The following is a 20,883-nucleotide window of genomic DNA, read 5'->3' on the forward strand; positions in this document are numbered from 1 at the left end:
CCCTTTTCTTATTTCACTTTCTTTTTTTCAGCTCTTTCTCTCGCCTTTTGTATATACGGTTCTGCGTCTGGTGTTTTGCATGACGTTGCCCCGTGATCAACTTGTACTTTCCCAATTTCACGTGCAATTTCAATCGCTTTTCTCTCAAAGTCTTCATTACGAATTCCTATCGCGATTAAAGCACTATTCATCGCTTCTTTTTTTCTATTTTTTTCATTATGTATATTTGCTTTAATCTCTTCTAGATACGGAGTGAAGAATTCATCATGTAACGTTTTATTTTTAATCGCTATATTTGCTAATAGAGACCATCCTGCTCTTCCAATCCATTCATCATCAGACTTTGTCCATTCTTCCATTCTTTCTATCGCGATTGGCGACGTACAAATAGCCGTCATCAAAACGTCCATTAAACAATAATAATCAACTTCCTGTACCCATTTGTTTAGCTGTTCTGTCGTAACTTGCTTTGGTTCTAAAATCATTGTTGCTAAAGTCATTGCATCCATATTTTTTGTTTTCCATAATGAAATTGCTAAATCATGATCTTTTTTTATCTTCTTTTTTAACAATTTTAAATTGGCAAAACTAACTCCGAATAGTGGCTCTTTCGCTCCGTGGTTTTTATACGTTTTACGATTTTGTTCTGTTCCATATTTCTCTAGTTGCTGCATTACTTCTTCAAGTAACATATGCCCACCTCTTTATCTTTTATGTTAACTTCATATATGTATGTACGATATATTCTACATTACTTTTTGGTTTTCCTATATTTATTTCTTTAAATACGGTATGTGAAATTTTAAAGTTTCTACAGATAACTAACACAACCACGAAAAACCTGTACATTTTACATATACAGGTTTTCATTTCATCAATTTTCCAAAGTATAAGAAATAGAATATGAAAGAACTTTTATTTATTCGATTTTCTCTATATTTGTTGTAAGCTCTTTACATCTGACCACTCTTCTATAGACACTGCGTCCGGAAAAACTGTAACTACATTAAAATTCGCACCTTTTTCTTTTCCAATTTGTTTAGCAGCTAATAAATTCGCTGCCGCAGACGTCCCTATTTTCATACCAGTTTCATTATAAAAACGTGCTATTTCATACAAAAAGAGCTTCTTTATTCAAATGCGTTCATAAGTACAATTCTCCAACCATCTGGATCCTCTATTGTGGTCCCTTTCTCTATCCAATACGGATTTTCTGGTTCTACCTCATGATAGCCCATATTACTTAATCGATTCACTATTTTTTCAATTTCATTTTTATTAGGCATATAAAAAACTAGTAAATTATCTTTTGTCGGTGCCGGACATGGACTTCCATTAACATGCGTTGTAAACTCCAAATGATACTCGGCATCCGGTAATCCAAACATAACTCCATCATATCCTTCATGATTGTGAAATTCTCCTATACGCTTTAATCCTAACCCCGTCTCATAAAAACTTATAACTTCTTCAAATTTATCTGTTGGTCTTGCCATTCTAAATTGAACCCAATTCTTCATGCAAATCTCCTCCTTTTCATTTTCCAAAGCTTTATAGTAATTATTATAAGTTACATATATTTCCTTTCATATCCCTCATTAGTGTGAGAACTACCTAAGTTGAAAGACCTATTAGTTTATAAATAGTAGGACTTTAGTATTAAATTCATATAAAAGTAGTTATGTAAATATTGAGATGAAATAAATAGTTCTTCCGATAATATCAAATGTTCCCCAGACTAAAATTTAATTTTTTCTATACCAATATTTTAATAGAAAACAAAAATATTCGAATCAATAATTGGAATGAAAATGAAATGCTACGAAAGTATGATTAGTCCCCTTTCATTTTGATATCGATTCTCCTAAAAACCACCTACATCATTATTAGAAGAACCAAATTTAATTCCTGAAAATTTTCATAATAAACATTAAAATCACCCTGTTTTTTCAAGACTGCAATTGATACAAAATCTTGCATATTTTTGAACAAACTTTTTTGCACTTGTAAAAAAGTTTTTTTGCAATTACCTCCCTATAATTGCTAATATAGTAGAGTAGAACTTTTATAGAGAGAAGGAAAATTATGCACAATGGAATTCGAATGACAACTTTAGTAAAAAGGGCTATGTTGATTTGCGCGGGGGTATTATTTACATACGAAGCAGCTTTAGGATCAGCACATATTGCTCTAGCAAGTACAGAGGATGAAGCAAAATCTGTTCAACTTGTAAGTGAAATTCAATCATCTCTTGCACCGAAAGAAGCTCCAAAACAATATAATGGGCAAGTTAGAAAAGTAGCTTATTTAACATTTGATGATGGTCCTGGAAAATACACAGCTGAGCTTTTAGATATGTTAAAGAGAGAAAATGCAAAAGCAACATTTTTCCTAATTGGTTCAAACGTAAAAGCATTCCCTGATCTTGTAAAACGTGAAGATGCTGAAGGCCACTATGTTGGGATGCACAGTATGACTCATAACTACAAGAAACTTTACACAGAAGGTCATTACGTAGATGAAATGAAGGAAGACCAAGGCTTAATCGCTGGCGTTCTAGGTAAATCACCAGTATTAACTCGTCCATCTTACGGTTCAATGCCAGGATTAAATGAAGCTCTTCGTAACAAAGTTGTTGAAAATGGCTTGAAAGTTTGGGATTGGACAATTGATTCTTTAGACTGGAAATATAACAAAATGCTTGTTGATGCTGCATCAGCTAAAATTGTCGAAAACGTTCTAAATGGTGCTAACAAACCGACAGAAGTTATTCTTATGCACGACATTCATCCACAATCCGTTAAAGCAGTACCTGGAATTATTAAGGGGCTGAAAGAAAAAGGATATGAATTAGAAAGTTATAGTGAGAACGAACACTTCCCATTAAACTTCTGGCACGATAATCGTATGTAATGAAAAAGACTTGATTTCCTCTAGTAGGTTATTGAGTCTTTTTTTATCGCATTGGGTATTACTTCTCGTATATTCAATTCAACTCCCTACTTCCCTTATATGAATAGAAATTAAGAATCACATTAATTTAAATTAAAAACATGTCATGTTATACTATAGGCTAATTTAAATGAGTAGGTGTCACATGATAGTATATACAGTTCAAACTGAAACAGCATGGAAACAATTTAAAAAACTTGGTTATTTAGAAGGAAGTAAAGAAAACATCGATCCCGATTTTATATATTCATACGATTGGATGGTACGTGTAGCTAAAAAAAGATTACCCCACTACGAAGGTAACTATCCTATTTGGGTCTGGGAAGCAAATAATTATCCAGATCGAAATACTAAAGCCTGGGGTAGAGAAAATTCAAAAATGGTAATTTTAACACTTGATGTGCCGAATGAATGGGTACTATGGAGTGATATTAGTTACTGGTGTTGTGCCATGACTGCTAGCTCTATGTATTTTCATCAAACAAATAAACGAACATTAAAAGACTGGTTTACTTTTATGGATGAAGAGTACAGATTAATATTCGACTTCGACTATTTATTATCTCATCCTGATTGGTATAAAGGTAAAGAGGCCTCATTAGAAAAACAAGGTGTTATCGGCAAAATCCCCCTTTCCTTTGTAAAAAAAGTCAGACGTTTTCGTGCTAAGGAAGATAAATCTATTAATGAAATCAGAAGTAATAACTGGGATAATAGAAAAGAAAATCGTATCAAAAAGATGAATCGAAAATTAAGAAAAAGAAACGACAAGCAAAAAAAATTGCAAAAGCGAATTATACGGCATTAAAACATATATATCAAAATACAGTAAGAAATTATGGATTGAGTATACAAATTCAATCCTATTTTTTATATTATCAACACTTTAGCACATATTACTCTTAAGGAGTGATGTGTATATGGATTTTCTTTCAACCGAATATTTGTCTGCCTTACTTGCCATCATTGTAATTGATTTAGTGTTAGCCGGTGATAATGCCATTGTAATTGGGTTAGCAGCAAGGCGATTACCGAAAGATCAGCAAAAGAAAGTTATTATTTGGGGAACTATCGGGGCAATCGCGATTAGAGCCCTCGCTACTTTAGTTGTCGTTTGGTTATTAAAAATACCAGGGCTACTTCTAATTGGTGGTGTACTCCTTATATGGATCGCTTACAAATTAATTGCTGAAGGTAAAGATCATGATATTAAGGCAGAAGAAGGATTTTGGTCTGCTATTAAAACCATTATTATAGCTGATGCATTAATGGGAATTGATAATGTTCTCGCTGTTGCAGGAGCTGCGCATGGTAATTTTTCTTTAGTAATCATTGGACTATTAGTATCTATTCCAGTAGTAGTATGGGGCAGTACCTTAATTTTAAAATGGGTCGATAGATTCCCTGTCATCATTACGATTGGAGCAGCTGTTTTAGCTTATACTGCTGCGAAAATGATTGTAGATGAGAAATGGTTCGCTGGATTTTTCGAAAGTAATCCTTTCATAAAATGGGCATTTATCATTATTATCATTGCCGGTGTAGTATTCTTTGGAAAGATGAAACAAAAAACAAAAAACGAAAGATAATTCTATATAATGACAACGTTATATGTACAAACAAAAGCGCTACTCAAATGAGTAGCGCTCTTTAATATTTATTTCGTTTCCCCGTCTTCAGTCGTCTTTACCTTCGTTTTATTTTTATCACGATGGTTATAGTTGTACTTCGAACGATCTACTGGTGTAAAACCTTCCGGTGTGTAGAATCGTAATAAGTCTCCGTTTACGACTTGGTCAGAGTATTTTAGTGATTTTTGAACCATTTGTTCATTTTGTTTTATTTCGTCTGTTAATTCAACAGCGTTACCAGTCGCTGTATCATAGTATTTGCCGTTTAGTGCAGTCACTGTTGGACTTACGTAGTTACCGTTACGGAATGGAACGACTTGTTTATGCTCTGGTGATAATAAATCTGATCCGAACTGGACATAATTTTTCGTATCTGTACCTAGTAAGTGTAATAGTGTCGGCAGAACATCAATTTCTCCGCCGTATTGATGTTGTACGCCGCCCTTCATTCCTGGGACACGAATGATTAATGGCACACGTTGCAGTTGTGCATTTTCAAATGAGTTCATTTCTTTACCCATTACTTGAGACATTGCTGCGCCATGGTTATCTGAAATACCGTAATGATCACCGTACATAACGATAATTGAGTTATCGTATAAACCAGATTGTTTCAAGTAATCCAAAAATCCTTTTACAGACTCATCTAAATAACGTGCTGTTTGGAAGTACGTATCTACTGATGAATCACCTGTAGTCGCTGGTTCAATTGTTGCTTCCGCTTTATCAATTGGATAAGGGAAATGGTTCGATAACGTAATGAACTTCGTATAGAACGGTTGTTTCAATGTTTGTAATAACGGAATTGATTCGTTAAAGAACGGTTTATCTTTTAATCCATAGTTTACTACATCTTTTTCATTCATATCATAGTACGACGCATCAAAAAATTTATTGAAACCAAATGATTTATAAATATCATCACGGTTCCAGAACGTTTTGTAATTACCATGGAATACAGCTGATGTGTATCCTTGTTGACCTAAAATAGCTGGTGCTGATTGATACGTGTTATGAGCTTTATTTGTAAAAACAGATCCTTGCGGTAACCCATACATTGAGTTTTCTAGCATGAACTCAGCATCAGATGTTTTACCTTGTCCTGTTTGATGGAAGAAGTTATCAAAGTATAGCGTATTCGCATCTTTTGTAAATGAGTTTAAGAACGGTGTAACTTCTTGCCCATTTAATTTATAATCAATTAAAAAGTTTTGGAATGATTCTAAATGAATATAAATTACGTTCATTCCTTTTCCTTTACCAAAGTACTCAGGATTTGGACTTGCATATGTTGATGCAAGATAATTTCTAACCTCTGTCATATTATCTCCATCAGCTAACGCTCGTTCTGTTGATGCTTTCGCACTTTGAATGCCATCATAAATCGTATAGTTGTATGCCCCTAAATATTTCACAATATAATTACGGTCAAATGTTCTTGTTAATAATTCAGGACGATCAGATTCTGCAAGACCTAAGTTAATGCTGAATAATAAAATACCTGCTACAAATACTAGTGATAATTTATGTTTCGCAACACGAATTGGTTTTGGATTTGCAAATTTTGTTGCAACTAAAACAATTAAAATGATTGTATCTAGGAAATATAGTGGATCATATGCGTGTAGCAATGCAAAAATACTACCACCTAAATCTCCAAAGTTATTCGTTTGTGTTAATGTCGGGAACGTAATAAAGTCACTGAAAAAGCGATAATATACTACGTTTGCGTATAACAGTATAGACATTAACAAATTAATAACAATTAACCAAATGTAAGCACGTTTCCCCTTTGCAAATAATGCGAGCCCTAAAAATAAAACTGCTGAGCTTAACGGGTTGAAAAACAGTAAAAACTTTTGGATTGTGTTGGATATCCCTAAATTAAATTCTGTCACATATGCTGCGTATGTTTTTAACCAGAATAAAATAATGGCAAACACGAAAAATCCAAAGTGATTGCTTAACACTCGCTTACTCTTTAATAGTAATTGCTTCATCTCTCCACCTCTTTTGATCATCCAAGGCTTATTTTTTTATAAGTCTGTCTCTATTCAATTTTTTATCTTCAAATAGATTTTGTTTGTTTAACTAAATGAAGAATATTAGTAATTATAATTTGAAGCTAGTATTTATTCAACTATTTCTTTCTAGACATTTTGACCTTGGTTTCTATTTAATAAAATAAATTTGTAACATTTTCTGTTTTCTCCCAAGTCTCATCCACTAATTATGACTCCACATACTATAAACCTTTATTTACTGCTTCGCAAATAAATATTTCTCCAGTTCTGGAACATTAATGTAATATAGTGAAATTTACAATAGATAGTATTTGTTTTTTTCGGTGTATATTAAATTCCTTCATATATTTCAAGTTTATTCTTAATTACAGTCCTTTCTCTATATGTAACATCAAAAGGTCTTTTCTTCTCTAAAGTTATTTCTGTATAATTATTCACAATTCATAAAATAAAAGATTATAAAAAAACCTCGCTCTCATAAAGAGAGCGAGGTTTTTCATCATTTATTATTGACCTTTGTACATTGCTTCTACTTGTTTTTGAAGTTCTTCATTTTCTAAGAACTCATCGTAAGTAGCCTCTTTATCGATTACACCGTTTGGCGTTACTTCGATAATGCGGTTTGCAATTGTTTGTACGAACTGATGGTCATGAGATGTGAATAACATTGTACCTTTAAATGCGATTAAACCGTTGTTTAATGCAGTGATAGACTCAAGGTCTAAGTGGTTCGTTGGATCGTCAAGTGTGATTACGTTCGCACCACTTAACATCATTTTAGATAGCATACAACGAACTTTTTCGCCTCCAGATAATACAGAAACTTTCTTCTTAACTTCTTCACCTGAGAATAACATACGGCCTAAGAAACCACGTAAGAAGCTTTCTGACTCATCTTGTGGAGAGAATTGGCGTAACCAATCAACTAAGTTGGAGTCACTGTTCTCAAAGTATTTAGAGTTATCTCTTGGGAAGTAAGATTGAGATGTTGTAACGCCCCATTTGAATGAACCGCTATCTGGCTCCATTTCACCCATAAGGATTTTAAATAATGTTGTCATCGCAATATCGTTACGACCGATAAATGCAACTTTATCACCTTTATTTAAAGTGAAGTACACATTATCTAACACTTTTTCACCATCAATTGTTTTAGAAAGACCTTCAACAGTTAATAAGTCATTTCCTATTTCACGCTCAGGTGTAAAGCCAACAAATGGGTAACGACGTGATGATGGTCTAATATCATCTAATGTAATTTTATCTAATAATTTTTTACGAGAAGTTGCTTGTTTCGCTTTAGATGCGTTTGAGCTAAAGCGTGCAATGAAGTTTTGTAACTCTTTTACTTTCTCTTCTTTTTTCTTATTAGCATCTTGTGTTAATTTTAAAGCTAATTGGCTTGACTCATACCAGAAGTCATAGTTACCAACATAAAGTTGAATTTTACCGAAATCAAGATCAGCCATATGCGTACAAACTTTATTTAAGAAGTGACGGTCATGGGATACAACGATTACTGTATTTTCAAAGTTCATTAAGAAGTTTTCTAACCATTGAATCGCTTTTAAGTCCAAGTGGTTGGTAGGCTCATCTAGTAATAGAATGTCAGGTTTACCGAATAATGCTTGAGCAAGTAATACTTTTACTTTCTCTGCCCCAGTTAATTCTGACAATTTCTTATCATGAACATCTTCACCAATACCTAAACCTTTAAGAAGGATTGCAGCTTCTGATTCTGCTTCCCAACCGTTAAGCTCAGCGAACTCACCTTCAAGTTCAGCAGCACGCATACCATCTTCATCACTAAAATCTTCTTTCATGTAAATGGCATTTTTCTCTTGCATTACTTTATAAAGTTGCGTGTGACCCATAATTACTGTTTCTAATACTGGGAACTCTTCATATTCGAAGTGGTTCTGTTTTAACACTGCTAGACGCTCACCTGGCGTAATATGTATATCACCTGTTGATTGTTCGATTTCTCCAGATAAAATCTTTAGAAATGTTGATTTACCCGCACCGTTTGCTCCGATTAAACCGTAGCAGTTACCTGGCGTGAATTTTATGTTAACATCTTCAAACAATTTGCGATCCGCGAAACGCAAACTAACGTTACTTACTGTAATCATTTGTGTCCTCCTACTAATACCGCTTATTTCAGCGTTTTCTCACCGATTGTCTTAAAAAATCGCATATTACGACTCAATTATTGTAGACTATAGCTATTATATAGTAGAAGATGGATGAATAGCAACGGTTGATTGCTATTCATCCCTTTTCTACCTTGAATAAAATGTTTGTTTTTTAACGAAACAATATTATATAGAAGCAAATTTCACAATTTAAAGAGGAGTTATTTTGAACAAAATATTTATAATTGGAGCATAATGTTTATCGCTCACTTCCTATACAAATAAATGGCGAAATGAAAGATGAAAAGTTTGCAAAATATAAAGACGTGATGGAAAAGTTTATTAAATAAGAAGAATCCCCTTTTAAAAGGGGATTCTTCTTATTTTCTTTTACTTAATTTCTTCGTATAATTCTTCATTTTACTCGTTAATCCTATTAAAGCAGGTAGTAATATTGGCATCACAATGATAGCTAGTAGTAACAGTGCAACACCAACAACAGATGCTACTTGTATAAGCGTCAATACACCTGAAGGGATTAATGCAGCAAATGTACCGCCTAAAATAAGTGCCGCCGATAATACAACTCCTCCTATGTGACGAGATGCATTTACAATTTTCGTTGCGGGATCCCCTTCTAACTCATTGTATCGCATCATTACGAAAATGCTATAATCCACACCTAAAGCGACAATCATAATAAAACTAAAGAATGGCACATTCCAGCTTAATGACTCTACGTTTAATACGTGTGTACTAATTTGTTCACTTATGCCAAGTGATGCAAAATAAGCTAATATTAAAGATCCAATAATAAAGATTGTATTTAAAAATGACCGTGTAATAATGATTAATACAATCGCAATTCCAATTAACATAATTGTAGCTGTACGTAAGAAATCTTGGCCTGTTACTTCTTTTAAATCAACGTTTCTAGCTGTTGTGCCGCCGATTGCTTTTTTCGCCGATTTTAATTCTGTACCATTTAACGTACCGTCTATCGTTTTATTAATTTCTTCAATGATTGGCATCGCTTCTTTTGAATATGGATTTACGTCTAAAATGATTGTCATTTTAGCAGTCTTTCTATCATGTGACATGTACGTATTCAATGCTTTTTGGAAATCTTCTCCCTCTAACACTTCTTTTGGGATATAAAATTTCTCAGAGCTTTTTGATTCATTTAGTTCCCCTAAATATTTTTGAGCATCTCCTAGGCCGTTACTTACCTTTTCAAGCCCTTCTGTACTTTTAGATAATCCTGATTGTAATTGCCCCATCTGTTCTTGCAAGTCTTTCAGCCCGGTTAATAGCTGACCTTGCCCGTCGTTTATTTTTGTTAATCCGGTTTGTAACTCAGATGACTTGTTCGCAATTTGTTTTGAACCTGTAGCACCTTCATTTAATCCATTTTTAAGATCAGCTGCTCCTTTTTGTAACTTAGTAACTCCATCGCTCATGCCTTTTAAGCCGTTATCCACTTTCGATAACGCTTGATTCGCTTCTTTAAATGAACCCATTGCCGCTTTATGTTGCGTTGCTAATTTATTTAATTCATTTGAAAGCTCACCTAATTGCTTTTGAGCCTCTTTAGCGATCCCTATCGTTTGCAGTATGTTCGGATCATTTGCTAATTCTGGTTTCGTTTGAATGAAATTCGTCATTAACATTTCAATTTGTTCATAGCCTTTTTTCGCACCATCAATCGCTTGAGAAATACTTCCGAAGTATTGATCGTAAGAACTTAAACCTTTTTCTAACTGCGAATAACCAGCATGAAGTTGTGAAGTTGCATTAGATAATACACTAATATTTTCATTTACTGAAGTTAACCCACTCTCAATTTGCTGCGCACCTTGTGCTCCGTCATTTATGCCATTTGAAAGTTGATCTAAAGCTGTTCCTAATGCTGTTACACCATTTTTCGCTTCCGTTGTTCCATCAATTAATTTTTGAACGTTTGCAAGACTATTTGAATCTTTACTACCCATTTTATCTTTCGCAGTAGTTAATCCATCATTAATTTCCTTTATACCACCATTGGCATCTCCTAATCCTGTATTTAGTTCTCCCGCTTGTTTATTTATATATAGTTCTTTTATCCTTTCACCGGTTGGACGCGTCGGTGAATATACTTCTGAAACACCTTTCACTTTCAAAATCTTATCAGTTAGTTCGTCTAAAGTTTGAAGCGAACTCGCCTCATCTAACTTGTTATCTGATTGAATGACTAACGTACTTGGTGAAGAAAAACCTGGTGGAAAATGCTCTTCTATTACGTTAATCCCCATTTTCGATTCATATTTATTATCTACTTCAAATAAATCATTGTAATTTAGTGTGTTAGAGTATTTCATTACGAAAGGAATCGATATCACAAATACAATGATTAAAGCGACAAATGGTCTTGCTACTGAGTTTTTCGCAAGAAATCCCCATAATCGACTATCCTCATGACCTTTAAATGTTTTAACTGGATAAAACATTCCTTTTCCTAAAAGCACCATGAAAAATGGATTTAACGTAGTTAATACGAGTAATAATACTGCGACACCAATTGCTACTGCTGAAGTAGATTGATATAATTTAAAACTTGCTAAAGCAAGAGATGCAAAACCGATTAGTACTGCTATCCCGCTATATAAAACGGTTTTCCCTGCTGATTTAAACGTTTCTTTCGTAGCCAAAAATGCATTTTCTTGTTTACTTAATTCTTCTTTAAATCTTGTATATAATAAAATGTTATAGTCTGTTCCAACTCCAAACAGGACAACAACTACAAACACTTGTGTAAAGTTAGAAAACGGAAAATTAAATTGATCTACTAGATGTGCAATAATCCCCATTGAAACTAAATATGATACACCCACTGTAAGAAGAGATACAATTGGAACAATTGGTGAACGAAATACAATGATTAATACAACTAGAATGAAAATGATAGAAATAACTTCTGTCTTCTTCACTCCCTCTTGAGAGGAAGTAAGAAAATCACCCGCTATTAAATCACTTCCTGTTAAGTACGTTTTTACCCCTTTCGTTTGCACTTTTTTATGAAGCCCATTTGCAACTTTTGATATTTCACCATTTTTTTTATCTACAGAGATTTGCGTTAAAATGGTCGTATTGTCTTTAGATATCAATTGTTTTTCCAAATCTTTATTATCTAAATGTGAAACAACTTCCTTAATTCCTAATTTCACTTTTTCATTTTGTAAAGCATTGATTGTTTTTATTATCTCCTCTTTTTGCTCAGTTGTTAAAGCTGTTTTACTTCCACTATTAAAAACAGCTATAATTTCATACTTTTCAGTCCCGTCTTTATCCATCTCTTTTATCATCTTGTCAGCAATACTACTTTGTTCTGTATTAGGAATCGTAATGTGCCCTTTTTCTTTCACTAATTTATCCATATTAGGCATCGTTACGATCATTGTAATAGTAATAACTATCCATAATAGAAAAGATAAACTTCTCCAATTTTTCAGCTTACTCATTTTAATCATCTCCCGTTTTGAAAATTTAAAGGGAATGAATATTCATTCCTATCCTTTTAAAAATACTTTTCAGGAATGAACGTTCATTCCTATCATTCTATTACATTATTTTTTAAACTCTATTAAACTACCTTTACCGGAATGAATGTTCATTCCTATTGTTACACAAATATCCTCTCCTACTCACATGTTTTAAATATATTCAGGAATGAATATTCATTCCTATACTTATAAGCTATAGAATCAGATGATTCTAATAGCATTCCAAGAGCTTTCTTCCAGTTCTTTTACTAACTCTTTCGAGTATTCTAATTGCCCTGTTGCAATTACTTTCGTTAATTGTTCTAACGGTTGATATACAATAATAATTAAAGCAACTGGAGGCAATGGACGAAGAAAACCTTTTGCGATTCCATCTTCAATGATATTCATAAAGAAGCCTATAAAATCATCAAATATTTTCTTACTCTGTTCATCAAGAAAATAACTATCACAGTGAGAATTTGTAAATAAAAAAGCATCCACATTGTTTCTCGCAAATTCAAATAAACGGTTGTACGTATGACTAAACTGTTCACGAATATTTGCTTCAACAGGAAAATCCGTTTTTATCATTTCAGAAAGCTCTAACATACTTTTTGAAAATAATGAGTTAACAAGTGCCTCTTTATTTTCAAAATAGCGATAAATAGTACCCGCACCGACTTTTGCCTTTTCAGCGATCATTGGAATTGTCGTGCCATCGTAACCACGCTCTGCGAAAAGTTGCATCGCAGCATCAAAAATATCCTCTTGTTTGTTTTTAGCCATTTTTTCCACCTCTATTTCCAGGAATGAAAATTCATTCCGTTTTTAATTATAAATTACAGGGAATAAAAGTCAAGTGCGTGACAAAGTATGGTTGCGTTTTAGTGAAAAAATTATATCAACGATTATTAGAATATATCAGCGCAAATCTAATTATATCAGCGATTCTCAGGATATATCGGCGCATCTCCAATTATATCAGCGTTTTTCAAAATATATCGACTTACCGACAAAAACCGACAACCAAAGAAAAAGCTGTCCCAAAATTTGATTTTGGACAGCCCTATTTTTTAAAAGAAATCATAAATAAATGCTTTACGTACCGGAACTATATTCTCAAACGCTCGTATTTCCTCTTCACTTCCTCTAATTAATTCTAGTTCATTAAGTTCTAACGGACGTTTGTATCCAAACATTATAGTAGATAATGCATTTATATCTAGCCTAATTCCTTTATCCTTTATTTCTTCTTCTATAATTGTTATTTCATGATTTGCAAGCCTCACTGTAACGTTATTCCACGGTGCAAATGAATCTATAATATGTAAAATCACTTCTTGCTGTGCATTGTTCCAATTCAACTCATATTGTTTTAAGAACTGCTCCACATCTACAATTCTGCCCATAAAATATGGTTTTATTTCTGCTTTCACGCGTGGCTCTTTTAGTGTATATAATAACGGTTCATTTTCACTTACTGTCATTTCAAATTCTTTAATCATAGAATCATGCTGACAAATAAAGTTCCACAGACCATTTCGCGCTTCATTATGCAGTGGAACAAATTCTTCTACTGTCATTTTATAGTTTTCTATTTTATATAGCATGTAGCCAGCTGCCGTTTTATTTTTATCGTAATAAATCGCTAATGTTAAATCATCATAAACAGCTTGTAACCACCATTTTTCATCGCGAACTAGCATACCGGAAAAACGTTCTGCAAATGTTTCATAAATCTTTTCGACCTCTTCTGGGTGATTTTCTTTATTGAAACGTTTTACAGTACCATTTACTTGTTTTTTCATAACTAAATCACTCTTTGTCATATGACATACAAAGAGATTCGCACAAAGTTCCCAGCCGTATTTACGGTAAAATGAAACAGCAAATGGATGTAGCATTGATACTGTATATCCGTCATTTTTCATGGTTTGAAGTGAATGTTGAAGCAATTCTTTTACATACCCGCTTCTTCTATACTCTGGATACGTCGCTACCCCTGCAACGCCTCCCATTTTAAATTTTTCTTTGCCTATGTATATATGAAACGGAATAAGATGCAGTTTTGCTGCTACATCTTTCCCTTCCATAATACCGTATATTTCATGACTTTCTTTCATCCTTGTAAGTTGTTGCAATCGTTCCTCATCAACTTTATATTGAAAAGCGTATTCCGATAAGCGTAATGCTTCTCTAAAGCTATCTTCTTTTAATCGTATAACGTTCATATATTTCTCCTCCATTCCTTGTTTGAATTGTACCATAATTCTCAATATTCCAGTGCGGTGAATGAAATTATATGGACTTAACGACACGAATCCAATATAAAAAGCAGATACATCCCGTATCTGCTTTTTATTACTTTATTTGGCTAACTTTTGAAGTTCTTCGAAGAATGTAGGATATGATACGCCTACTGCTTCTGCGTCTTCAATTGTTGTTTTTCCTTCTGCTAGACAGCCGGCAATTGCAAGCATCATTCCGATGCGGTGATCACCGTAACTATTTACTGTATTGCCTTTTAGTGCTGATTTTCCGTAAATAATCATCCCGTCATCAGTTGCTTCTATGCGAGCTCCTAGTTTCGTTAACTCCGCAACAACTGTATCAATACGGTTCGTTTCTTTTACTTTTAATTCGTGTGCGTCTTTAATAACTGTAATTCCTTCTGCTTGCGTTGCCGCTAAGGCGATAACAGGAATTTCATCGATTAATCTTGGGATAATATCTCCGCCAATTTCGATTCCTTTTAATGAAGATGTTTCAATTGTAATATTTGCAGCTGGTTCTGATGCTCCTTCGTTAATTGGCTCTACAGTAAAAGTAGCACCCATTTTCTCTAAAACATCAATAATACCTGTACGAGTTGGGTTCATTCCTACATTTTGTAATACTAGTTTACTATTTGGAATAATTGCACCTGCTACTAAGAAAAATGCTGCTGATGATACGTCACCTGGTACTTGAACGTCTGTCGCTGTTAACTTCTGTCCACCTGCAAGTTTCACTGTTTTTCCCTCGCGAGTTACGTTAACACCAAATGCTTCAAGCATTCTTTCCGTATGATCACGCGAAATATGTGGTTCTGTAACAGCTGTTACACCTTCTGCACGAAGACCTGCAAGTAAAATAGCTGACTTTACTTGCGCACTTGCTACAGGTGAAGTGTATTCAATTGCTTTTAAATCTCCACCACGTATTGTTAACGGTGTAAACGTCCCTTCTTCGCGGCCATCAATGTTTGCACCCATTTGTTTTAATGGATTTGTAACACGTTTCATCGGTCTTTTTGCGATAGATGCATCACCTTGTACGCAAGAGAAAAATGGTGTATTTGCCAAAATTCCTGACATTAAACGTATTGTTGTACCAGAATTACCAACATCTAATACAGCTTTCGGTTCTTGTAAGCCTTCTAATCCTTTACCAACTACAGTGACTTCATCACCATTTTGCATGATTTCTACTCCCATTTCTTTAAAGCAAGAAATTGTACTTAAACAGTCTGCACCGGGCAAGAAACCTTTAATTGTTGTTTTTCCTTCTGCAATCGCGCCGAACATGACAGCGCGGTGTGAAATGGATTTATCTCCTGGAATTGTAATAATACCATTTAATCCGTTATTAACAGGTTCTATTGTTCTTTCCTTCATGTTTTCACCTTCTCATTTAAATTGTTTCATAAGTTTGGTATTTTTCTTCTCTAAGCGCTAGCTTTGCTTTCATACGATCTTCTTCTCTTTGGAAGCTAATACGTAATACCCCAAGCAACCCTTCACGTGCTTCTAATATTTGCAAGTTCGTAATACTAATTTCTTCACGTGCCAAAATACTCGTAATATGAGCCAATGCCCCTACTTTATCTAAAACATCGACGTATAAGTCGTGATAGGCAGGAATTGCCCCTCTCTTTCGTACTGGTAAAGAGTCACGGTATTCTTTCGCGTCTGCAAAATAGTTTTGAATCTCGCCTGTATCTCCGGTAGAAACTGTATCATATAAATCTTCCATTTCAGAGATCCACTCTTTTAATAATACCATTAAATGCTCGCGATTTTGCTTAACAATATCACTCCACATTTTTGGGCTACTAGATGCGATACGTGTAATGTCTTTAAACCCTCCGGCAGCTAATTGATGAATGAGCGGATTATCTCCTGCATGTTTCTCCACTTGCTTTACTAATCCAGCTGCGATAAGATGCGGAAAATGACTAACGATCCCTGTTACATAATCATGTTCCTCCGTATTTAGAACGAGAAAATGAGACCCTGTTCCTTGTAACCAACGCTTTAGTTCTTCCACATGTTCATTTGGCACATGATTCATCGGCGTTAAAATATAAAATGCATTTTCAAATAAATGTGCTTTTGCACTTTCAACTCCCGTTTTATGAGAACCTGCCATCGGATGTCCACCAATAAAAGAAACTTCCTTTGAAAATAAAGCTTCCGCTTCATTCATGATCGTCCCTTTTGTACTACCAACATCTGTTACAATAACATCTTCTCGTAAATGAAATGACGCTAATTTGTGTAATAACTTCTTCGTTTCTTCAACTGGAGAAGCAAACACAATTAAATGCGCCTCCTCACATGCATGCTGTAAATCTACTGCTACTTCATCTACTACATGTAATTCTTTTGCACGCTCTACTTGTTCTTGAAATATATCATAACCTGTTATCGTTACATCGTGCTCTTTCTTAATTGCTAATGCGAGAGAGCCTCCGATTAAACCAGTTCCAATTAAAACTACCTTTTTACGCATTTTCCTCATCTCGAGACTTTCTTTTTTTATTTTCAAAGTGTTGTTTTAACACTGAAATCACTCCTTCATTTTGCTCCCTTGTTCCGACTGTAATACGGACACCATTTGGGAACGGACGAATAATAAATCCTGCGTGTGCACAAGCTTCATAAATCTCCCCAGCATTCTCAACTGGCAAGAAGATGAAATTTGTTTGCGATGGATAAAACGGAATTTCATTTTCCTTACAAAAGCTTTCGTATTGTTGTAATCCCTCTGTATTCACACGAACTATTTCCTCAATAAACTCGTCATCACCAAAAGCAATCGTCGCTGCTTTTTGCGCTAATGAAGATACGTTAAATGGCAAACGTACGACATTTAATTTCTCGATTAGCTCTTCCTGTCCAATTGCATATCCAACGCGGAAAGAAGCTAATCCGTACGCTTTAGAAAATGTTCTAAGTACAAGAATGTTTTTATGTTTTTCTAAAAGCGGTAATGTCTCTGGGAAATCCTTTGCTGTTACGTATTCATAGTACGCTTCATCAATGACAATTAACGTATTTTCACTAATACCTTCAATAAATTGAGTCAATTTTCGATCATTCACATATGTGCCTGTCGGGTTGTTCGGATTACAAATCCATACGATTTTCGTATTATTATTTATTGCTGACGAAATTTCGTCTAAATCGTATACACCGTTATTTAAAGGGATTTCTTTCACTTCACAACCTTCAATAATTGCATGATGACGGTACTGCGGGAATGTTGCACCAGCCGTTACGATGTTATCTCCTGCTCTAAGTACTGCACGGCTTATTATTTGAATGACTTCATCTAAACCACTACCGCAAAGTATTTGTTCCATTTGAACATGTAACTTATTTGCAATTGTTTGACGAAGCGCTATAGCACCTCCGTCAGGATATAAAGCATGTTCCAACCACGATTTTTGCAACTCATCTAAAACACGTGGTGAGCAGCCGAATGGATTTTCATTTGATGCTAATTTCACAAATAAATGATCTCCGTACACTTCTTTCATTTGTTCAGGTGATTTACCTGGTTTATATGGTTGTAATGATGATAGTTGATCTTTTACTTGCATGTTAAAACCACCTTTTTATTAAAATTCTTTTGCGTATTTATTATGTTGCGTAATGTTTTGCTGAATTAAATCCATACGATCTTTTCCGAATTGTTCGACTAGTGCATGTGCAAGTTCCCATGCTATAACAGATTCAGCTACTACACCTGCTGCTGGTACTGCACAACTATCAGATCTTTCAATACTCGCTTGGAATGCTTCTTTCGTATCAATATCAACGCTTGCTAACGGTTTGTATAATGTAGGTATTGGCTTCATAACACCTCTTACGACAATTGGCATTCCTGTTGTCATACCGCCTTCTAAACCGCCGGCATTATTCGTTTTTCTCGTGTATCCATTTTCTTCATCCCATAATATTTCATCGTGTACTTTACTTCCTGGCTGTCTTGCTGCTTCAAAACCAACGCCAATTTCAGCACCTTTAAATGCATTAATACTCATAATTGCACCAGCAAGTTTTGCATCTAATTTACGATCGTAATGAACGTAACTACCAACACCAATTGGCATACCTTCTGCAATGACTTCAACAATACCGCCGATTGAATCCCCACTACTTTTAGCGTTATCTATCGCATCCATCATCTCTTGTTCTACTTCTTTATCTAAACATCGAACTGGTGAATTTTCAGTAATCGTTTGAATTTCTTCTATTGGTAAGTTTGAAATTCGTTTCGCTTGTACCCCACCAATTTCAAGAACATGCCCTGCAATTTCTACACCTAATTCTTTCAAAATTTGTTTCGCAACTGCACCAGCAGCTACACGAACTGTCGTTTCTCTTGCAGATGAGCGCTCTAATACGTTTCTTATATCACGATGTCCATATTTAATTGCACCGTTTAAATCTGCATGTCCTGGACGTGGTTTTGTAATTGTACGTTTCATATCTTTACTTTCTTTTTCCGAAATTGGCTCTGCACCCATTACTTTCGTCCAATGTTTGAAATCATCATTTTTAACGATTAACGTTATTGGTGAGCCAAGTGTCATCCCATGACGAACACCACTTACAATTTCAACTGTATCAGTTTCTATTTGCATGCGTCTTCCGCGTCCGTGCCCTTTTTGTCTTCTTAGTAATTCTTTATTAATATGTTCCGATGTTAATGTTAAACCTGCTGGTACACCTTCTAAAATAACTGTTAACTGCGGTCCATGTGATTCTCCAGCTGTAATGTATCTCATTTCTCTTGCCCCTTTACTATTTTTTTGTACAAAAAAGTCCCTACTGAGCGCTCAGTAGGGACGATGTTTATCGCGGTACCACCCTAGTTGTAGACAACTATCGTCTACCTCTCTTCTTCTGTAACGATCGTTTGACCGTCTTTCCCTCCAAAAGTTGGCGGAAAAGATGCTCCAAGGCTGTAATTCATGCTTATCTTTGTACTGATTCACACCGACCATCAGCTCTCTTTAACAGTGAGATAAGCACTACTGTTTCCTCTTCAGCGCATATATGATATGGAATTAAGATAATTTATTTTTGAAACCTTTTAACTCATCCATGAATCTATGGAATTCTGGAATATCCATTTGTTGTGCAGAATCTGATAATGCAACCGCTGGGTCTGGGTGTACTTCAGCCATTACTGCATCTGCGCCAATTGCAAGTGCTGCTTTCGCTGTTGGTAATAATAAATCTCTGCGTCCAGTTGAATGCGTTACGTCAACGATTACTGGTAAATGTGTTTCTTTCTTTAAAATCGGTACTGCTGAAATGTCTAATGTGTTACGTGTCGCTCTTTCGTATGTGCGGATACCACGCTCACATAGAATAATTTGGTCGTTACCTTGTGCAATGATGTACTCAGCTGCGTTAATGAACTCATCAATTGTTGCTGCTAATCCACGTTTTAATAATACTGGCTTGTTAACTTTACCTACAGCTCGTAATAAATCGAAGTTTTGCATGTTACGTGCACCGACTTGAATTACATCAACGTAGTCTAGCGCCATTTCAACATCGTTCGGATTTAAGATTTCACTAATGATCGCTAAGTCGAACTCATCTGCTACTTGGCGTAAAATTTGTAATCCTTCTACTCCTAAACCTTGGAAATCGTATGGAGATGTTCTTGGTTTGAAAGCACCACCGCGCATTAATTTTAGACCTTGGTCTTTCATCGCTTGCCCTACTTGGCGAACTTGCTCTAAGCTTTCTACCGCACAAGGTCCCATGATGAACGTTTGTGTTCCGTTTCCAATCAATTCACCTTTTACATTAACGATTGTATTTTCTTGTTTCTTTTTACGTGATACTAGTAATGCTTTACGGTTATCATCTTCTTGTAATTCTAAGCTAGCTTTGAAGATTGTTTTGAAAATGTGTTGAACTGTTGACGTTTCGAATGGTCCTTCGTTATGCTCTGCGATCATATCAAGTACTTCACGCTCACGTACTGGATCAAAACGTTTCGTACCTTGTACTTGCTTTTGCTCCCCAATTTTTTGAACGATTTCACCACGTTTGTTTAAAAGGTGTAATAGTTGTAAGTTAATTTCATCTACCTGTTTACGTAATTGATCTAATTCATGATTTGCCATTTGGAAATCCTCCTCTAATGTTTTAAAAGTATAGTAAGAGAATGAAAAATTCTCTATTTTCTGAACTGATAAATTATACAAAATTTAAGTGGAATCGATACCTCTTCTTATTTTAAACGAATACTTACTATAAGGACACTATCAACTCAATCAAAACCCACTTTTTTGTACAAAAAATCCCTACTGATTCAATCAGTAGGGACG

At 34.8% G+C, this 20,883-nt stretch carries 15 protein-coding genes, 1 pseudogene and 2 other annotated features (1 of these 18 running past the window's edge); of the genes and pseudogenes, 3 read left to right on the top strand and 13 right to left on the bottom strand.

Annotation, left to right across the window (positions count from 1 at the left end; genetic code table 11):
- Window positions 1-8: 8 nt before the first annotated feature.
- From CER22_RS12690 to CER22_RS12700, 3 genes and pseudogenes are all read right to left on the bottom strand, one after another.
- Complete coding sequence (locus CER22_RS12690; RefSeq protein ID WP_088063776.1) at window positions 9-692, bottom strand: DNA alkylation repair protein; 684 nt, start codon at window positions 690-692, stop codon at window positions 9-11.
- 241 nt (window positions 693-933) lie between these two features.
- A pseudogene (locus tag CER22_RS12695) lies at window positions 934-1,119 on the bottom strand (cysteine synthase family protein); the annotation flags it as partial.
- Window positions 1,120-1,130: 11 nt separating this feature from the next.
- Complete coding sequence (locus CER22_RS12700) at window positions 1,131-1,520, bottom strand: VOC family protein (RefSeq protein ID WP_087983772.1); 390 nt, start codon at window positions 1,518-1,520, stop codon at window positions 1,131-1,133.
- A gap of 565 nt (window positions 1,521-2,085) precedes the next feature.
- On the opposite strand from CER22_RS12700, the gene CER22_RS12705 reads away from it, so the two are divergent.
- The 3 genes from CER22_RS12705 (at window position 2,086) to CER22_RS12715 (ending at window position 4,541) form a co-directional block, all read left to right on the top strand.
- Window positions 2,086-2,913: a peptidoglycan-N-acetylglucosamine deacetylase gene (locus tag CER22_RS12705; RefSeq protein ID WP_088608861.1), complete on the top strand. Its 828-nt coding sequence runs from the start codon at window positions 2,086-2,088 to the stop codon at window positions 2,911-2,913.
- Window positions 2,914-3,097: 184 nt separating this feature from the next.
- Complete coding sequence (locus CER22_RS12710) at window positions 3,098-3,760, top strand: DUF3841 domain-containing protein (protein ID WP_088063777.1); 663 nt, start codon at window positions 3,098-3,100, stop codon at window positions 3,758-3,760.
- Between the two features lie 112 nt (window positions 3,761-3,872).
- Window positions 3,873-4,541, top strand: coding sequence for a TerC family protein (locus CER22_RS12715; protein ID WP_060487154.1), 669 nt, complete (start codon window positions 3,873-3,875; stop codon window positions 4,539-4,541).
- 68 nt (window positions 4,542-4,609) lie between these two features.
- Here CER22_RS12715 and CER22_RS12720 read toward each other — a convergent pair whose 3' ends face one another.
- The 10 genes from CER22_RS12720 to CER22_RS12780 form a co-directional block, all read right to left on the bottom strand.
- Window positions 4,610-6,583 (bottom strand): LTA synthase family protein, encoded by a 1,974-nt coding sequence (locus CER22_RS12720; RefSeq protein ID WP_088063778.1) that lies wholly within the window; start codon window positions 6,581-6,583, stop codon window positions 4,610-4,612.
- A 530-nt stretch (window positions 6,584-7,113) separates the two neighbouring features.
- Entirely contained in the window at window positions 7,114-8,739 is a 1,626-nt protein-coding gene (locus CER22_RS12730) for an ABC-F family ATP-binding cassette domain-containing protein (protein WP_000633870.1), read from the bottom strand.
- 383 nt (window positions 8,740-9,122) lie between these two features.
- Window positions 9,123-12,239 carry an MMPL family transporter gene (locus CER22_RS12735; RefSeq protein WP_142293470.1) on the bottom strand — a complete coding sequence of 1,039 codons (3,117 nt, stop codon included), beginning with the start codon at window positions 12,237-12,239 and terminating at the stop codon, window positions 9,123-9,125.
- A 243-nt stretch (window positions 12,240-12,482) separates the two neighbouring features.
- Window positions 12,483-13,049: a TetR/AcrR family transcriptional regulator gene (locus CER22_RS12740; RefSeq protein WP_088063780.1), complete on the bottom strand. Its 567-nt coding sequence runs from the start codon at window positions 13,047-13,049 to the stop codon at window positions 12,483-12,485.
- A 287-nt stretch (window positions 13,050-13,336) separates the two neighbouring features.
- Entirely contained in the window at window positions 13,337-14,494 is a 1,158-nt protein-coding gene (locus CER22_RS12750) for a GNAT family N-acetyltransferase (protein WP_142293471.1), read from the bottom strand.
- A gap of 135 nt (window positions 14,495-14,629) precedes the next feature.
- Window positions 14,630-15,919, bottom strand: a complete 1,290-nt coding sequence (aroA, locus tag CER22_RS12755; protein WP_088608863.1) for a 3-phosphoshikimate 1-carboxyvinyltransferase — start codon at window positions 15,917-15,919, stop codon at window positions 14,630-14,632.
- A 16-nt stretch (window positions 15,920-15,935) separates the two neighbouring features.
- Window positions 15,936-17,036, bottom strand: a complete 1,101-nt coding sequence (tyrA, locus tag CER22_RS12760; RefSeq protein WP_088608870.1) for a prephenate dehydrogenase — start codon at window positions 17,034-17,036, stop codon at window positions 15,936-15,938.
- Window positions 17,029-18,129 (bottom strand): histidinol-phosphate transaminase, encoded by a 1,101-nt coding sequence (gene hisC / locus CER22_RS12765; protein ID WP_088608864.1) that lies wholly within the window; start codon window positions 18,127-18,129, stop codon window positions 17,029-17,031. Before hisC ends, tyrA begins: the two co-directional genes overlap by 8 nt.
- 18 nt (window positions 18,130-18,147) lie before the next feature.
- Window positions 18,148-19,320, bottom strand: coding sequence for a chorismate synthase (aroC, locus tag CER22_RS12770; RefSeq protein WP_061673330.1), 1,173 nt, complete (start codon window positions 19,318-19,320; stop codon window positions 18,148-18,150).
- Between the two features lie 53 nt (window positions 19,321-19,373).
- Window positions 19,374-19,593 (bottom strand) — a binding site (T-box leader).
- A 9-nt stretch (window positions 19,594-19,602) separates the two neighbouring features.
- Entirely contained in the window at window positions 19,603-20,679 is a 1,077-nt protein-coding gene (locus CER22_RS12780; RefSeq protein ID WP_001273578.1) for a bifunctional 3-deoxy-7-phosphoheptulonate synthase/chorismate mutase, read from the bottom strand.
- Between the two features lie 194 nt (window positions 20,680-20,873).
- Window positions 20,874-20,883 (bottom strand) — a binding site (T-box leader); it runs 226 nt beyond the window's last position.

It is taken from the genome of Bacillus sp. K2I17 (assembly GCF_002209985.1).
GTDB lineage: Bacteria > Bacillota > Bacilli > Bacillales > Bacillaceae_G > Bacillus_A > Bacillus_A wiedmannii.

What these genes read in the sequence shown, in the direction of transcription:
- CER22_RS12690 (WP_088063776.1), bottom strand. Translation starts at nt 692, where the DNA reads ATGTTACTTGAAGAAGTAATGCAGCAACTAGAGAAATATGGAACAGAA.
- CER22_RS12700 (WP_087983772.1), bottom strand. Translation starts at nt 1,520, where the DNA reads ATGAAGAATTGGGTTCAATTTAGAATGGCAAGACCAACAGATAAATTT.
- CER22_RS12705 (WP_088608861.1), top strand. Translation starts at nt 2,086, where the DNA reads ATGCACAATGGAATTCGAATGACAACTTTAGTAAAAAGGGCTATGTTG.
- CER22_RS12710 (WP_088063777.1), top strand. Translation starts at nt 3,098, where the DNA reads ATGATAGTATATACAGTTCAAACTGAAACAGCATGGAAACAATTTAAA.
- CER22_RS12715 (WP_060487154.1), top strand. Translation starts at nt 3,873, where the DNA reads ATGGATTTTCTTTCAACCGAATATTTGTCTGCCTTACTTGCCATCATT.
- CER22_RS12720 (WP_088063778.1), bottom strand. Translation starts at nt 6,583, where the DNA reads ATGAAGCAATTACTATTAAAGAGTAAGCGAGTGTTAAGCAATCACTTT.
- CER22_RS12730 (WP_000633870.1), bottom strand. Translation starts at nt 8,739, where the DNA reads ATGATTACAGTAAGTAACGTTAGTTTGCGTTTCGCGGATCGCAAATTG.
- CER22_RS12735 (WP_142293470.1), bottom strand. Translation starts at nt 12,239, where the DNA reads ATGAGTAAGCTGAAAAATTGGAGAAGTTTATCTTTTCTATTATGGATA.
- CER22_RS12740 (WP_088063780.1), bottom strand. Translation starts at nt 13,049, where the DNA reads ATGGCTAAAAACAAACAAGAGGATATTTTTGATGCTGCGATGCAACTT.
- CER22_RS12750 (WP_142293471.1), bottom strand. Translation starts at nt 14,494, where the DNA reads ATGAACGTTATACGATTAAAAGAAGATAGCTTTAGAGAAGCATTACGC.
- aroA (WP_088608863.1), bottom strand. Translation starts at nt 15,919, where the DNA reads ATGAAGGAAAGAACAATAGAACCTGTTAATAACGGATTAAATGGTATT.
- tyrA (WP_088608870.1), bottom strand. Translation starts at nt 17,036, where the DNA reads ATGCGTAAAAAGGTAGTTTTAATTGGAACTGGTTTAATCGGAGGCTCT.
- hisC (WP_088608864.1), bottom strand. Translation starts at nt 18,129, where the DNA reads ATGCAAGTAAAAGATCAACTATCATCATTACAACCATATAAACCAGGT.
- aroC (WP_061673330.1), bottom strand. Translation starts at nt 19,320, where the DNA reads ATGAGATACATTACAGCTGGAGAATCACATGGACCGCAGTTAACAGTT.
- CER22_RS12780 (WP_001273578.1), bottom strand. Translation starts at nt 20,679, where the DNA reads ATGGCAAATCATGAATTAGATCAATTACGTAAACAGGTAGATGAAATT.